The organism is Xanthomonas euvesicatoria pv. euvesicatoria (assembly GCF_020880415.1).
Lineage (GTDB): Bacteria > Pseudomonadota > Gammaproteobacteria > Xanthomonadales > Xanthomonadaceae > Xanthomonas > Xanthomonas euvesicatoria.
In genome coordinates, this window is sequence record NZ_JAJIUJ010000112.1 from 1 (window position 1) to 14,846 (window position 14,846).

Below are 14,846 nucleotides of genomic sequence, written 5' to 3' on the forward strand. Positions count from 1 at the left end.
TGCTATAGGTCGGGCCTGACACGTCGCCAACGTGTAGCGCGGACGCCGAATTGCGGCTCTCCGTGTTGACCTGGTGACGCACGTGCAGCAGTAGCCCGGCATGAGGGTCGGCAGTGCGTCGTGAGAAATCCTTAGCTGACAGGGAGTTAGCTCACTTTTGGCTGTGTTTTACACGAATCCCTGCCGACCCTCCATTGTGTCTGGGGTATTCGCTTCAGTTGTAATCCGGATAGTCCCGGCGCACCCGCTCTTCCACCGCGATAGCGAGCGGATGCGGCGGGCACTCGGGCAGCTTGCTCAGGATGGTCCAGGGCGTGTCGATCAGCAGATGGCCGGTATCGAAGTGGGGCAGGCCGTCGCGCTGGCGCAAGGCCTGCACGGCGAGCAGTTCGGCGGGGTAGACGCGATCAATGTCCTTCTCGAACTCGTAGGTGTTGCGCTCGGTGCCATCCTTGCTGCGAGCGATGTGCCAGTCGGCCGCGGCCTGCATCGCGGATTGGAACGCCGCTGCGTCGGTGCTGCGCCAGTGGTCGAGCACAGCCTGATACTCGGGGATCAGCGAATGCACCGGCCGGTAGTGGGTAGGGATGCCGAAGGCCTGCGCGAACAGGAAAATCAGGAAAGCGTCGTTGGTGCCTTTGCCCCAGCCCTCGCGGCGCCATTCGTCAGGCTTCAGGGCCTGGTCCTTGTGCGCGACTTGGATCAGGAAGCGAGCACCAGCCTCGGTGGCGTCCCATTGCGAAAGCATTGCGGTGGCCGCGACCTTCATGCTGGTCCAGAACGGCAGCAGCGGTTGCCGCTCAGTGGTCCAGGCCAGGGTTACGGTGGCCTCGAAACGAAACGCGATCGAGCGCATCGCTACCGCCCAGCGCAGCGGCTGGGCGAGTTCGTCCAGGCGGCCCTGGCCGCTGAGGGCGCAGGCCTGGACGGCGTAGGTGTGGCCGGCTTGGCCCAAATCCAGCCAGACCTCGCCTCTCAACGGCCCACTTTGAGTGATGCAGCCTTCGATACGCTCCAGATACTTTGTTGGCCTTCGATCTGTGGTGAACGCCCACTCGATCCATTTGTTACAGGACTTGAATAGTTTCTTCAGCGAGGGATGCCATGTCGGCAACTGTTGGTCGCTCTTGTCGTTTGCCATCAACTCATCCTCGGGCCGCGGTGAGCCAGGTTCTGTTGCTCTGTTTCCTGGGTCAGCGCTTGTTGCTGGTTGATCTGTTGGACCTGAGCGAAGCTCTCGGCCGCCGGGCGCTGCGCAGCTTGCTCGGCTTGGACGTGGACATGGAAATCCGGGCCTCTGTCGCCGTGTGGCGAACTGACCGCGAAGATGAGCGGCGTCTCGGTGCTGCCGCCGATGCGCACCGAGTCCAGGGTCTTGCACAGTGGGTCGGCTTTGTACTCCTGCAGCAGGCTCGCGGCAATGTTGCGGCTTTCCGCGACGTTCCAGCGGCCGTCGCCCTGCACCGTGCGTAGCATCGTGTCGAATGCAGCATGGTCAGGGTGGCCGGCTTCGCCAGGGGTCAGCAGAGTGTGCTTCGGGGCGGGCTTGACCCAGGAATCCACCGTGCGTTCGATCTGCAGGCGAGGAGAGTCTTGGGTGCGGCTCAGATTGAGTTGCACCCATTTGGCGTTGATGTTTTGCGCTTCTGGACCGATCTCTCTTTTTATCCCATCGGCTATGTCATTCAATCCAGGAATTGTATTCTGTGGATTCCAATGACCTTTCGCATCAATCGCACGCTCAAGCCGCTTGGCCACGAATTGTTCCGGATCCCCGTGTTGCGCCGGCGCCATCCCCTTTGCCGAGGTCTTGATCTCGAAGAATTCTAGTTCGCCGCCGGGGTTGCGGCCGACTAAGTCGATGCCGTGGCCGGAGCGGTTTTTGATCGCGACGATGTCGCTATAGCCTTGCTTTACCAGTTCGTGGGTCTGGATGGCTTCGCCGATGTCGCCGAGCTGGCGCGTGGTGAGCCGGGTCAGGTCCACGCCCTGCGTGCTGTGGTCTAGCGCAGTCGGGAAGTCGATCCTGCCATCGAAGACATCCGGGTTGCGCTTGAGGATGGCGGTGAGTTCGCGCGGTGCCAGTTCGCCGCTGCGTAGCAGGCCTTCGACATTATCAGTGGCGCGGGCGGTGCGGACCAAGTCGTCCAGGTGGCCGTCCTGGCGCGCCTGGCCGACCAGCCCGCGCAGCAATTGCTGCGCGCCTTCGCCCGCCGCACCGCCGCGCTGCGCGGCCTGGCCGACTTCTTCCAGCGCTTCGGCGTAGGCGCCGGCGCGGCCGGGCAATGCCGCGCCTCGCTCGGGTGCGTGTTCGCCCGCGTCGCGCGCGCCGGTGCCGACGCGCTCGGCACGGGCGGCATCGGCCAGACCCTCGCTGGCTTCGCCGGCTGCGCGCGGGGCGATGTCCTCCATGATTCGCGCGGCCTTGCCGAGCTTGCCCAGTTTGCTGGCCGGGACCAACGTGGCCAGGATCTCCACCCCAGCCGCGCCGGCTGCGCTGCCTACATATTCGTGCTCGCGGCCTTCGCGTTGCGCCTGCGCCAGCCCCTGCTGCCACTGCTGCCACTGCTGCAGCGCCTGGGTGGCGGCGCTGCGGGCCTGGTCGATCGGCTTGTGCGGGTCGGCGACGACCTCGGCCGCATAAATACGGACCATGCCGACCACCACATCGCGATAGTTCGGGTCGGTGACCAAGCGCGTGCCCATGCGCACCAGGTCGACGGTATCGCCGAGCGTGGACACGGCATGTCCCGCCCCGCCAGTGACGAAGCCATAGCCTTGCTGCACATTGCCGACCAGATTGTTGACGGCCTGCGCTTCGGCGCGCAGGCCGGGCAACACGCCAGGAGCGGCCGCCGTGTCGCGGGTGCTGCGTTGCGCGGCGGCCAAGCCGTCACTGACCTGGGTATCGGCCCAGCGCACTGCGGTGCGGGTACTGTCATAGGCCTGGCCGCCGACCTCGGCCGCCTGCTCGCCCAGCCGTTCGAGCCATCCGTCGCTGAGGTTGGCCTGGTCCAGCGCGTCGGCGAAACGCTGCCGTTCCTGCGGCGTATCCAGGCGCTGGTCGATGGCGGAAAAGAGCGTGGTGCGGTCGAAGGCGGTAAAACCCGGCGAGGCCGGCAGGGCGCGCACCAGTGCGGCCGCATCTACGCTACCCAGACCTTGATGCTGCAGGATTAGGCGCTGCGCTTCGTAGGCCAGCGGATCGACGCGGCCCTGCGCGTCGGTCGCAGCCAACAGTGCAGCGATTTCGGTGGTGCTGGCCATGTGGCTGTCTCCAAGCGTGTGAGCTGTGCTCCTTCGGCCACGGTTTTAGCGCGGCGGGGCCAGCCCTGCAAGTTCCACTGTAGCGTCTGACCCAAGCAGCAGATCAAGACAGTCAATATCCTGCTAATAGCCCAAGGCTAGTGGCGCTGGGTGATGGGGAAAAAATATGAGGAACAGGGCCTTGCGGGCGCATGTTCCTCATTGGGGGGACGAGAAAGTAGTGGTATGCCGGAGAGATGCTCACCAGCCGCTGTAGTTCACCAGCAGATCGGCGATGACCTTGCGGCGTTCCAGGTCGAGACCGTCGAAATCCGACAGCCCGTGGAAGTGGCAGCGCTTGAGCATGGCACCGCCATCGCGCGCGTTGTAGAAGCTGACCATGGCGGACAGGAACATGCGTTCCCCGCTGCTCAGGACGCCGAGGGCGTCGTTGATCCGCAGCACGTTGGGACGCAAATCCCATTTGCTCTTGGCCTGGTTCAGGCCTTCAGGGGTGCCCTCGCCGAACCACTCGGCGCCAGCGATCTCGACGCCACGCTTCCACGCCTCGAAGAAGGCTTGGGGCGCATCAGCGAAATGCTGCACTTCCTGCATGATCTGACCGACGATTTCCAGAGGCAGATGTGGGTTCATGATGTGGCTCCTCTAGTTGGATCAGGGATTGGCCAGTTGGGACCAGCCGCCACTTTCGAGGACACGTTGAGCCGCGGCGTAGCTGCGGAAGTACTCGCGAAATTCCCGCGAAACGGGTCCCTCGCTATTGCGTGTGCCGATGTAGTGGCCTGCGGCGCTCTGCAGGACTTCGAGCGGCAGTAACTTGCCGCAATAGATCAAAGCCAATTGGCTGAAAGAGGCTTGCTGGGACATGGATAGGCTCCTAGGAAAAGCGGGGCCCTGTCCCTAACGGGATGGCAGCTCCCGCTAGCGGTTAAAAAAAGCACCGGCATCACGAGGACGCGCGTCCGCAGACTCGATGCGATGGCGGACTGGCGGGTAGCGCGGAGAAACTCCGCGGCAGCCTGGAAACCCTGGCTGCTGGCATGGTGCTGACGGATCAGCGACACATGCGGGCAGCTTCATGTGCGAGGCGAGCTACGTCAGCCGAGAATCGGAACCCGGCACAGCCCCGATTGGCGAAAGTGGAAAAAAAGAAAGCCCCGCAACAAGTGCGGGGCTGTCAGGACGGTGCGTGATGCTGGATCGCCGGAGGGATGCGGATGCAGATGCGAACTGGCGGGTGGCATGGGTGCAACCCACGGCAGCCTCGACACCCTGGCGGCTGCCGACATGTCGGCAATACAGGAACGAGAATGGCGCGGCCCGTTGGCGGCGTCGTGCATCAATCCGAAGCGATCGATCCCATCTTGTGCAAGCACTGCACCAGCCGCTGGCCTAGCCAGGCGACGCACGGCATGGCCATGGAGTTGCCGATTGCCTTGTAGCGCGGCGCGTCCGCAGCCGGCTTACCGCGATACGGAACCAGCGTGTAGTCGTCGGGCATGCCTTGCAGACGTTCGCATTCCACGGGCATCAACCGCCGCACCCGCCACTGCGACCAGTCCCTTGGAATGGGGTCATTCCAGTCATAGCGGAAATGCGCCTCGTGGTCAGGCGCCAGCACATGCCCATTGGCCCCGCTGCCCAGTTCAGCAGCCAGACCGTTCTGACGATCATGCAGGGCAACGCAGGCGATCATTGGCACGCCATATCCCGGCTTGCCGTTGGACAGCACGGTGCAAGCCACCTGTCCGTGGCCCGACTCGAAGCGCACCTCGCAGCGGTGGTTCTGCGCGAAGGCGATAGCAGGCACGACACCTGCGTTCGCATGGCTGCTGCGATGCCCGCCTGCACGCAGCGTCGGCGTCAGATCCATCGTGGCATCCGCGCCGCTGCCCTGGGCGGTGAAGGCGATGATCGGCACACCTTTGCCCGTACCGTCCTCGCTGCTGCCCTTGCCGCCGTTGGCGGTGTCGAGGGTGTGGGTGATGCTGCCGGCGACCGACTGCACCATGAACGTCTCCGTGCGGATGTCATGCTTGGGGCCAGCCGCCATTAGGCATGCGGCCACATCGACAGGGCCGATGCCTCCACTGAATCCGAACGTCGTCTTGACCTCACCGTAGGACGATTTCAGTCCTGCGTATCCGCCTGCTGCTTCAGCGCTTGGTCCAGCAGCACGGGCAGCTTCTTGCCACGGCGCGCTGCCCGCAGAAGAATCCCCGCGCAGGCCCGTGCGCTCAAAAAGTACTTTGACGGGATCGAAACCATCTCCACCACTTGCCACAAGAAACACACGCTTGCGGCGTTGGGCGACGCCGAAATATTGAGCGTCGAGCACGCGCCAGGCGATGCGGCGCCTGGGGCCAGACACGTAACCTGCGTGCGCCCATTTTTTCCCTGGCGGTTGGAGCGCACGGCTTTCTCCGGCCAATGCGCCCAGGAAGTTCCCGAAGGCGTTGCTGCGGTCGCTGAGGACGCCCGGGACGTTTTCCCAGACAAGGGTGGCCGGCGAGCGGTCATTTTGGTGACGGGCTTGGTCGATGGCATTGGCTAACTCCACATAGGCAAGGGTCAAGGCTCCGCGTGGGTCATCCAGTCCCCGGCGCGCGCCGGCCACGCTGAACGACTGGCATGGCGTGCCGCCGACCAGGATGTCGGGGGCCGGCACGGTGCCGGCGTGAACCTGGCGGGCGATCGTGGTCATGTCGCCCAGGTTGGGCACGTGCGGGTAGTGGTGGGCGAGCACGGCGCTCGGGAACGGTTCGATCTCTGCGAACCACGCGGCTTCGAGGCCGAGCGGTTGCCACGCTAGGCTCACGGCCTCGATGCCGCTGCACACACTGCCGTAAAGCAGCGGCGCGCAAGGTTGAGGGTGCATATCAGCTCTCCTGTTCGTACGACCCAAGCCAATGGCCGGGCCGGGACGTTGATGGGCAGGAGAAAGGCGCCGAAGGCCGTAGGACCTTCGGCTCGGGAGGAAATAAGAAGCCACCCGTGGGCTGATTGGCAGTCCCGGTCGTCGGAAGAACCGTCTGCTGTCAGCAAGCACACCCGGCCCATGTCGTGGCTGGGGCCGGCATCGTCTGGCGCACATCCGCGCACAAAGGGAGCCCGTTTTTGCGCCGGCGGGCACCGGCACTGAATACCGCTGACCGAAAGGGGTCTCCCGATGGCTTGCGTAGGCGAGCAAGCCATCGGGGGACCCTTCGCGATAGGCGGAAGAAAAGCAGATCAGCAGAACGCAAGTGACGCGATTCGTGGAGAAGTCACCTTCATGTCCCGCGGCCGGGGACGGCTGAGCGGGACGCGCACACGGATCAAGAAGGTGTTGTGCGCTGGGCGTCCAGCAGGGCGTGCGGGACACGAGTCGCGCCGCCGAAGGCGAGCACTGCTCACGGGGGGACGGGGTCGATCAGGAGTCTTTTCGGCCGCCACGGCGCGAGCGTGAGGCTACGCGCTTGGACGTGCCGGACTCGACCGGCAGCGTGCCTTTGCAGTCTGGATAGCGACTGCACGACCAGAACGGGCCGCTCTTGCCACTGCGCTGGTGCGTGGGTGCGCCGCACTGCGGGCAAGCCGGCCCATGGGGAACCTTGATTGACAGGGACGCGCTGGCGTACTGCGTGATCAACTGCGAAATCCATGCGGCCTGCTTGCCGATGAACACGTCCAGCGTGAGTTGTCCCGCTTCGATCATGTCTAGCGCTTGTTCCCATACGGCGGTGGTCCCGGGGTCGGCAATCGCTGCGGGCACGGCGTCGATGAGGGTGAATGCCGCATCCGAGGCGCGAATCGCGCGCCCCTTCTTCATGAGATAGCCGCGTGCGATCAGGCCGCTGATGATGTTAGCCCGTGTCGCTTCGGTGCCGATGCCGACCGTATCCTTGAGCTTCTGTTTCAAGCGCGGATCCGAGACCAGCTTGGCGACGCCTTTCATGGACTTGACCAATTCGCCCTGCGTGTAGGGTCGAGATGGCTGTGTCTTGAGCGCCTTCAGATCGACATCGGCTACCTGGCATGACACGCCCTCGCGTAGCGCGGGCAGCACCTGGCTGCGCGCCGCGGTGTCGCTATCCTCCTCGGGTTGCGGTTCGGCCAACACCAGGCGCCAGCCCTTGACGACCACCTGCTTTCCTGTGGCCGTCAGCGTCTGCTGGCCGCAAGAGAGGTTCGCCACTGTGCGATCGAACTCGTGGTGAGGAAGGAACTGCGCGAGGTAGTGCGCCCGGATGAGCTTGTACACCGCCAGTTCCTTCTCGCTCATGGCCGAGAGGTTCGCCGGTTCGAGCGTCGGGATGATGCCGTGGTGCGCGGATACCTTCGCGTCGTTCCAAGCGCGTGAGCGTTGTGTGCGGTCGAGTTGGTCAATGATCGGGCGCAGCGAGAAATCGGTCTTGAGCAGGCTGTCGAGGACTATGGGGACTTCGGCAAACATGCTCTCCGGCAGGTAGCCGGAATCCGAGCGCGGATAGGTCGTGGCCTTGTGCGTTTCGTACAGGGCCTGAGCGATGTCCAAGGTTTCCTGCACATCCAGCCCAAGCTGCTTGGAACACAACTCCTGCAAGGTGCCCAGGTCGAACGGCAGCGGCGGGCCTTCACGCACGCGCTCGGTTTCGACCGAGACAACCTGGGCACTGCCGGTGGCGCGGATCTGCTGCGCCGCCTGCTGTGCCACCGGCTGCTGCAGGCAGCGGCCCGAGTCGTCGGTGCAGGTGTCGGGCGAAATCCACTGCGCGGTGAAGGCTTGGCCGCTTGTGGTCAGGTACACGTCGATGGCCCAGTACGGCACGGACACGAAGGCCGCGATCTCGCGGTCGCGGTCCACGACCAGCTTGAGCGTCGGGGTCTGGACGCGACCGACCGACAGCACTCCGTCGTAGCCGGCTTGCCGACCCAGCACCGTGAACAACCGACTGAGGTTCATGCCCACAAGCCAGTCCGCACGCGAGCGCGCTAGTGCCGAGTAGTACATCGGCAGCGTCTCGGCCGATGGCCGGAGCTTGCCTAGCGCGGCGCGAATGGACGCATCGTTGAGTGCCGACAACCACAGCCGCTCGATGGGGCCGCGGTAGCCGCACAGGTCAATGATCTCGCGGGCGATCAGTTCGCCTTCGCGGTCGGCATCGGTGGCGATGACAAGCTGTGTTGCCTTCGCCAGTAGCGCCTTGACGACCTTGAATTGCGTGGCGGTTTTCGGTTTGACCTCGACCTGCCAACGCTGGGGAATGATGGGCAACTGCTCGATGGACCAGCGCTTTAGCTGTTCGTCGTAGGCTTCGGGTGCCGCCGCCTCTACGAGATGGCCGATGCACCAGGTGACGGTGACGCCGGAACCGTTGAGGCAGCCTTCACCGCGTTGCGTGGCGCCGAGAATCCGGCCAATGTCTTTGCCCTGGGAAGGCTTCTCGCACAAGAACAGCCGCATGTCCGTCCACCCGATTTCCGTGGTTCATTGAGGTGCTGGAATCGAGGATGCCGAGCGCTACCAAGAGCAGCAGCAAACAAGCCGCATGCGGTGGCGACCACTTTCACGGGATGGAATGGCTTGGGTGGGGATCGCGCGTGGGTGCAGGTGTGCCGGCCGGAAGCTGCGATTGGCGAGAGCGCGTGGAAGTCGGTGGACTTCGATGGAGCTATCCCTTGGGGATGGCTTGCGGGTGAATGGAAGGCGGCGAAAAACTGCACCGCCGCCCTCCATGCTGATTCACTTCCTGCGCTTCGCGTCTTTCGGCGGAGTCGATTCCTGGGCGGCTTGGGGCTTCGGCTCTGCCTCCTGCGGCTTCGGACTGAGGGCCACGGATTCGATGCGGTAGGGCAGGATGCCGACGCTGCGTGCGTTGATCTGCCAGGTCTCGCGTGGCTGATCCTCGTTGTCCGTCCACGGTTCACGCTCCATGCGGCCGATGACGAGCACGCGCATGCCTTTCTGGTAAAGATCCTTCCAGTGCTCGGCATCGCGGTGCCAGAGTTCGACGGGCGCCCAAAAGCCTCCGCGATCCTCGAACTCGCCATCTTTTCTTGGAATGGGGTTGTCGAAGTAAACGTTCAGGCGAAGCAGCCGGCGCGGTTCATCGTTTCCGTTGGGGAATTCGCGGTACTCGGGTGGCGAGCCGACGTTGCCTTCGCCCCAAAAATGCGTGCTCATGATGCAATCTCCGTGGTGGTTGAAATACCCGTGCCTCATCGGCCCCGGGCGCGTGTGGGGATGCCCGGCGCAATCACTGATTGCGCACTGCGGCGGGGAGGGATGTGAGCCGGTGCAGATAGACGGCATCTGCTTCGCCGGCCTTGCTTGCGCATTCCTGCGCCTGCCTGCCCAGGGTGTGAAGCACGCTGATCTGCATGTTCAACGTGATGCGCTGAAGCTCGATCGCGTGCAGATCGGCCAGCAGGTTGACCGGCGTGTTGGTGCTGGCGATCAGTTCCTGCCACAGCGCTACGCCCATGGCCGACCTGTCGTGCCTGCGCCAGCGCAGAAAGGCCGTGCCTGCGCCAGTGGACTGCTGGGCCAGCTCAATGGACAGCAGATGGAAGGGATGCCCACACGCCTGTGGCAGCACCTGCCGCTGCGCCAGGGCTATCAACTCGTCGCGCATGGCAAAGCACTGGCTGGCCCATGTGTCCAATGTCCCCTTACCTTTAAAAGGCTTTAAAAGGCCTTTTAGAGAGGCTGCGTGTTCCAGCCTCATGAAGGCCGTCTGTTGCAGACTTTGGAAGTAGAGGGTGGGCCGGTCCTGATCCTGATCGCTCATGCCGACTGGTCCCCGTCGGTGTTGGCCTCTTCGCCAGGGAGGACGGCTACGGCAGAAATCACACTGCGCTGTTGCAGACTCTGGCGCGCGATGGGTGGCGAAAACTTCGAACGTCGCGTGCCTTCGAGTACGTCCTGCGGCAGCTCGCCAAACTTGTCCATCGCGACCCGCGCCGCCGCATTCTTCGCCGCGAAATCATCGCGGGTGCAGCCCGAGTAACGGTATTGCTGTGCCAGGCTGAAAAGGCTACGAAGCGCATGTGCGCCCTCGTTGAGCCAGCGCTCCAGAGTGCTGCGGTCGATGAGTGCGGTGTGATGGGCGAGGATCAGCTTGCGGGCGATGTCGTCGTAATCGGCCAGGAGATAGACTGCGGCAAAGCCGAGCTGGGCGTTAACGAAGAGAGGCAACTTAACCGGCTGCACGTTTAGGTTTTCGCCCAGGCTCAACGCGGCGGGGACGTCTGCCAGTGCCTGGTCCACCTGTTCGCGTAGCGATTGCAGCGTGGCCTTGGTCTGGTCGAGTTTTTCCTCAATGCGTAGCATCCACCAGTCGCTGTACGGGTCGTCCTGCTCCGAGCCGCGTTTCATCTTGTTCATCACGGCGATGTAGCCGTTCAGGCCTACGATGCCCGGTCGCCCCTCGGCGGCAGCGCGGCCATGCCAGATGCGGGAAGCGTGATGGGTATGCAGCGTCAGCGACATCGCGCTGCGCAGTGAGCCGAGATTCAATTGCAAAGGTTCATTGGTTGCCATGGTGTCCGTTCGCTTTTGGAAAAGGAGCGGTCAGAATCGGCATGCAGCGGAAGGCAGTCAGTCAACAAAGCGAAATTGGCCAAGCCCTGGTTTAAGTCGTGGCCGCTGCGAGCGGCACGAGCTATCCCCAGGGGATAGCTCCATGGCGCGCCAAGGAACGCTGTTCGCCAAGGACAGATCGCACACATATGATCCAGTGCATGGCATCCCGATGCCTGCCCATACCTGTTTGCCGTCCTGCACGTCCGCGCGGCTATCCCCAGGGGATAGCGCTACTGACGGCCATGGGCATCTTCTTCATGACCTTGCGGCCCCGAAAAGTCAGGCCTTACGCAGAAGCTCGCGCAGCCGTTCGATGTGCTGCAGAGCCACTTCGGTCGGAACCGCGTTACGTGGTGCTTCTGGTGGCCGATCATACGCAGCAGGTACCGGTGGTGCCGTCCCGACTTGCTTGGCCCATGCATTGAACTCGCCCCGGATAGCGCGCTGGATGATGCCGAACAAATATCCTGCGGGATTGCGAATGGTCGAGCCTCGACAGCGATCCGCCCATTCATCCAGTACAGCTTGCCTCAATGGCGCATCGACCTGCTGTAACGCCACCAGTGCGCCGGCCTGCTGCTTTTCCTTCAGGCTCAGGAAGCGATCAGGCATGCGAACACCTGGCATCGCGCGCACATGCCCATGTTCACGCGCGGTAGTACGTACTTCTTTATTACTTTTACTACGTACAGTACGGTCCTGCTTCGGATTCCGAAGAGCACCGTCCGGCGTGGGTTCCAGCCCTGCTTCGGATTCCGAAGAATGCTGTTCGCCATTCCGAAGAAGGTTCGAAATCCTTTCTTCGGAATCGTGGGTGGAGTCTTCTTGTGGATAACTCTCGGGGGCAGCGATGCCCTGTTGGGCAAGGCGTTCGGCAAGCACCTGCAACCGCGACGGCAACGTGCGGCCGGACAGCAGCGGGTCTTCCTCGATTTCCTTGAGGGTGTTGAGCCCCACCATCTGCACGGCCTTCGCAGAATGGCCCAGTGACTGGCTGACCAGCTCCAGATAGTCGGTGTCAAGCTGCATAGCCTCGAATGGGGTCAAGGGCTCATCGTGCAGCACATAGAGGTTGCCGAGGATGCGTCCGGTCTTGGGACCGCGGCGCCTGCGCACGAGGCTCAACCAGCGTGTCAGGCGCAACAGCGTCAATGCACGTGCTACGGTTTCATGCGAAGCCTTTCCTGCGTTGGGCATTGATGCCAGCCAGGGGCGCAATTGCTCATAGGTGGGGAACGCCGTCACGCCGTCGTTGTTGAGCATCAGCCGGAAGACTTGCCAGGCATTACGTTCCAGTGGCGTCAACCGACGATCCAGGAACAGGCGCCGCGGCACGCTCTCGTGCCGGTTACCGCTGAAAAGGAAACCGTCCCCGCATGTAGGGATAGGAGCAGGCGCAGGCACACTAGGTTTAGGCTCAAGGTCTTTCAGCGCACTGTCGAACAAATCGGCGAGGGCTACTGGGCCTTGGCGTGGTGTTCGCGGTGCTGTTTCATCCACGGCCATGGGTCATCCCAATCCTTGGTCGATCCATTTCTTGATCGCGGCCCAGACCACCGACAGCGGCAATGACATGCCTTCTGCCAGGTCCATGGCCGCATCGAGAATCGAGGTGTCGTCCTCCAGATCGACGTTTCTGCTGCTGGTCACGGCCTTCCATTGCCGCCACAACTCCGTGTCCTGGGCTTCGTCTAAAACGGCATGGCGCCCCTTGCGCTTGGGCAGACCGAGGACTTCGCGGCGAAGGGCGACCTCCTGATGGGTCAGACCGTAGAAACGGCTCACCATTTCCGTACTTGCTGCCAACCTCAGCATGCGATCAACCGTGGCGATTTCCTTCTCCACGTCCTGAGCCTGCTTTAGTAGCCGAAGGAGCACTTCGCGGTTGACCGTTACGGAGCACCACGAGACGGTGGCGTTTGCCAGCACGCTGATCAGCACTGGGTGCTTGAGCGCATCAAGCTCTTCCTCACCGAACCCCATCGATTTGCAACGACGCAATTGCCCATTGCGCAGGTCGTAGAGTGCTTGGGCGATGACAGCTTGGTTGAGGGGGTTTGGTGCAGACATGCTCGCCTTCCTCGTTCAAGAATCGGGAGCCCTGGCACCGGCTTCCAAATCCAGCAGGCGTCGGGCAAGCCGCAGCAACCGGAACAGCTTGACCAGCGCGGTATCGCTCAATCGCTTGGTGACATCGCCTTGACCGTGTAGCAGTGCCGGCAGATCGGTGACGAATTGCCCGTAGGGGCTGGTATCGGCCGGCTGCTGACCGGACAGAGACCCCAGCAGCGCCAGCACGGCGTGTCCACGCGGCAAAGGGGCCTGGGCGCTACAGGCGAACCCGATGCCGTCGGGACGGTCCTCAATGAACTCTTCCAAATCCGCCTCGCCGGCGATCTCGCGCGCGAATTGCGCGATATGGATGCGCAGCCGGTCGGGCGCTTCCAGGCCGGGGTCGATGTACCAGACGTCGGAGATGGGATAGAGGCCACCGGCTTGCACCGGGATCGACTGCAATACGCGGGCTGAGAAGTCGGGCGGTAGCGCATCACCCAACTGGTCCGCGATCATCCGTTGGATGGACTGGAGCCGCTCTGTCGTCGGTGCCGGCGAGACGATATGCTCCTGCAGCAGCTCTCCAGCCGTTGCCGCAGGGCTTCCTGCGGATGCATTGCCAGCGGTCGCATCATTCTCGCCCGTGAGCGGGCCGCCCGCTGATCGCGCTGTAGTTGGCGAAGGCGTATCGGTGGACGGCGCCGGTCCGGCGGGCGACCGCGCGATGGCTCCGGGCTCAGGCAACGCAGGTGGAGCCGACGGCGGAGTCGGGTCGCTGACAAGCACACGGTAGCGGTTCTCGGATTCGGTCAGGTCCAAGGCCAGCACGTCGTAATTGACGCCCAGCAGTTCGGACATTTGACCGATCAGCTCGTCCTGCACCCGCTGAGGTGCGAATTCGTCAGCCTGAGTGTCGAACTGCGACAGCACCTCTTGAAAGAAGTTGTCGAAGTCCAATTGAAGGGAGCGGCCTTTGGCATAGTACTCCCAGGTGCGCTCGCAGGCCTTGCGCATGACCGACAGTCGCTCGACCTGGTGGCGGCCCAGACCGCCATAGAGCACGGTCGGAATCGCGGGCAGCAGATAACGCACCGCATCGGCCATGCGGCTGATGTGCGACTGCTGTACGGGGTAGCCGTCGGCGACCAGGCGGCGGGCCAGTTCGGACTGGCTCAGTGTGGCGCCGCTTTCCTCTTCATAGAACTCGCGGGCTTTTTCGACGCCCAAGGCGCGCTCGATGAACGTGAGGCCGCCGCGCAGCTCGTTCTCGGCGAGGTGTCCGGTCAGCGCAACGATTTCTCCGCGCGCAGGCCAGGGCCGGAACAGGCACGATATGCGGAAGAAGCGCTCGTCCTTCGTCTCTGCCCAGAGTTCACGCAGGATCGCCAGCCTTGTATTGCCACCGTTGCGGATGATGTAGTGCGTGTCGCCAGGACGGCGTGTGATGGCTGGTGCCGCATCCAGGCCGCGCTCTCGTATGGAGGCCTTGATTTCATCGTAGGCCGAGTTGCGCTTTTTGCGGGGATCGTGGTCGTAAGGCCGCAACTGGTCCAACGTCACAACCATCGGGGTGTCGGCGATTGGGTCGCTCAATGCCGTGGCCGATGGGCCGCTGCGCTCGAACCCAGCTGCAAGCAGCTTGCCGGCCATGTCCTGGGACGTCATCTCAGCCATGGCCGCGTCCCTCGGCGTTAGCAGCCCGTGCCATGCGAGCCTCGCGCTCTGCACGGCGTATCTGCGCGCGGGTGTTAAGAGTTGCCCGGTGGTCGCTTGCGGTTGAACTGGTGTAGATAGCGGCGCAGCCGGCCTTGGTGAACTTGAGGTGTCCGCCGGGTGTGCGCTTGACGTGCCAGCCTTCGCTCACAGCAAACTCGATCAGAGCGCGCAGCCGCTCGTGGCCACGGGCCAGTTCATGTGCGTTCGCCATGAGGCCTCCCGGTTTCAATAGGACGCGATGGACGGCCGGATACGTGGACAA

Annotated in this window: 13 protein-coding genes; all 13 read right to left on the reverse strand. The window is 63.3% G+C overall.

The window, feature by feature from the left end:
* Positions 1-214 precede the first annotated feature (214 nt).
* Positions 215-1,141 carry a hypothetical protein gene (locus tag LN450_RS19630; RefSeq protein ID WP_011347481.1) on the reverse strand — a complete coding sequence of 309 codons (927 nt, stop codon included), beginning with the start codon at positions 1,139-1,141 and terminating at the stop codon, positions 215-217.
* Positions 1,141-3,267, reverse strand: coding sequence for an XVIPCD domain-containing protein (locus LN450_RS19635; protein WP_011347482.1), 2,127 nt, complete (start codon positions 3,265-3,267; stop codon positions 1,141-1,143). The genes LN450_RS19630 and LN450_RS19635 overlap by 1 nt, the downstream gene beginning before the upstream one ends.
* A gap of 240 nt (positions 3,268-3,507) precedes the next feature.
* Complete coding sequence (locus LN450_RS19640; RefSeq protein ID WP_011347483.1) at positions 3,508-3,900, reverse strand: hypothetical protein; 393 nt, start codon at positions 3,898-3,900, stop codon at positions 3,508-3,510.
* Between the two features lie 21 nt (positions 3,901-3,921).
* A complete protein-coding gene (locus LN450_RS19645) occupies positions 3,922-4,134 on the reverse strand; it encodes a hypothetical protein (protein ID WP_011347484.1) in 213 nt (70 codons plus the stop codon).
* Positions 4,135-4,606: 472 nt separating this feature from the next.
* Positions 4,607-6,145: a DNA cytosine methyltransferase gene (locus LN450_RS19650; RefSeq protein ID WP_011347485.1), complete on the reverse strand. Its 1,539-nt coding sequence runs from the start codon at positions 6,143-6,145 to the stop codon at positions 4,607-4,609.
* A gap of 534 nt (positions 6,146-6,679) precedes the next feature.
* Positions 6,680-8,692 (reverse strand): DNA topoisomerase III, encoded by a 2,013-nt coding sequence (locus LN450_RS19655; RefSeq protein WP_011347486.1) that lies wholly within the window; start codon positions 8,690-8,692, stop codon positions 6,680-6,682.
* Between the two features lie 279 nt (positions 8,693-8,971).
* The gene (locus tag LN450_RS19660) at positions 8,972-9,412 is read right to left on the reverse strand and encodes a single-stranded DNA-binding protein (RefSeq protein ID WP_011347487.1); all 441 of its coding nucleotides are present in this window, start codon (positions 9,410-9,412) and stop codon (positions 8,972-8,974) included.
* Between the two features lie 73 nt (positions 9,413-9,485).
* The gene (locus tag LN450_RS19665; RefSeq protein ID WP_011347488.1) at positions 9,486-10,019 is read right to left on the reverse strand and encodes a DUF3158 family protein; all 534 of its coding nucleotides are present in this window, start codon (positions 10,017-10,019) and stop codon (positions 9,486-9,488) included.
* Positions 10,016-10,771 (reverse strand): PFL_4669 family integrating conjugative element protein, encoded by a 756-nt coding sequence (locus tag LN450_RS19670; RefSeq protein ID WP_011347489.1) that lies wholly within the window; start codon positions 10,769-10,771, stop codon positions 10,016-10,018. Before LN450_RS19670 ends, LN450_RS19665 begins: the two co-directional genes overlap by 4 nt.
* Before the next feature lie 321 nt (positions 10,772-11,092).
* Entirely contained in the window at positions 11,093-12,319 is a 1,227-nt protein-coding gene (locus tag LN450_RS19675) for an STY4528 family pathogenicity island replication protein (protein ID WP_011347490.1), read from the reverse strand.
* 3 nt (positions 12,320-12,322) lie between these two features.
* Positions 12,323-12,883: a DUF2857 domain-containing protein gene (locus LN450_RS19680; RefSeq protein ID WP_011347491.1), complete on the reverse strand. Its 561-nt coding sequence runs from the start codon at positions 12,881-12,883 to the stop codon at positions 12,323-12,325.
* Positions 12,884-12,898: 15 nt separating this feature from the next.
* On the reverse strand, positions 12,899-14,542 hold the full coding sequence (locus LN450_RS19685) for a ParB family protein (RefSeq protein WP_011347492.1): 1,644 nt from the start codon (positions 14,540-14,542) through the stop codon (positions 12,899-12,901).
* Positions 14,535-14,846, reverse strand: a 312-nt coding sequence (locus LN450_RS19690) for a hypothetical protein (protein ID WP_425510385.1), incomplete at its 5' end; no start/stop codon positions are given. The genes LN450_RS19685 and LN450_RS19690, both read right to left, overlap by 8 nt.

What these genes read in the sequence shown, in the direction of transcription:
- LN450_RS19650 (WP_011347485.1), bottom strand. Translation starts at nt 6,145, where the DNA reads ATGCACCCTCAACCTTGCGCGCCGCTGCTTTACGGCAGTGTGTGCAGC.
- LN450_RS19680 (WP_011347491.1), bottom strand. Translation starts at nt 12,883, where the DNA reads ATGTCTGCACCAAACCCCCTCAACCAAGCTGTCATCGCCCAAGCACTC.
- LN450_RS19675 (WP_011347490.1), bottom strand. Translation starts at nt 12,319, where the DNA reads ATGGCCGTGGATGAAACAGCACCGCGAACACCACGCCAAGGCCCAGTA.
- LN450_RS19670 (WP_011347489.1), bottom strand. Translation starts at nt 10,771, where the DNA reads ATGGCAACCAATGAACCTTTGCAATTGAATCTCGGCTCACTGCGCAGC.
- LN450_RS19665 (WP_011347488.1), bottom strand. Translation starts at nt 10,019, where the DNA reads ATGAGCGATCAGGATCAGGACCGGCCCACCCTCTACTTCCAAAGTCTG.
- LN450_RS19685 (WP_011347492.1), bottom strand. Translation starts at nt 14,542, where the DNA reads ATGGCTGAGATGACGTCCCAGGACATGGCCGGCAAGCTGCTTGCAGCT.
- LN450_RS19645 (WP_011347484.1), bottom strand. Translation starts at nt 4,134, where the DNA reads ATGTCCCAGCAAGCCTCTTTCAGCCAATTGGCTTTGATCTATTGCGGC.
- LN450_RS19640 (WP_011347483.1), bottom strand. Translation starts at nt 3,900, where the DNA reads ATGAACCCACATCTGCCTCTGGAAATCGTCGGTCAGATCATGCAGGAA.
- LN450_RS19630 (WP_011347481.1), bottom strand. Translation starts at nt 1,141, where the DNA reads ATGGCAAACGACAAGAGCGACCAACAGTTGCCGACATGGCATCCCTCG.
- LN450_RS19655 (WP_011347486.1), bottom strand. Translation starts at nt 8,692, where the DNA reads ATGCGGCTGTTCTTGTGCGAGAAGCCTTCCCAGGGCAAAGACATTGGC.
- LN450_RS19635 (WP_011347482.1), bottom strand. Translation starts at nt 3,267, where the DNA reads ATGGCCAGCACCACCGAAATCGCTGCACTGTTGGCTGCGACCGACGCG.
- LN450_RS19660 (WP_011347487.1), bottom strand. Translation starts at nt 9,412, where the DNA reads ATGAGCACGCATTTTTGGGGCGAAGGCAACGTCGGCTCGCCACCCGAG.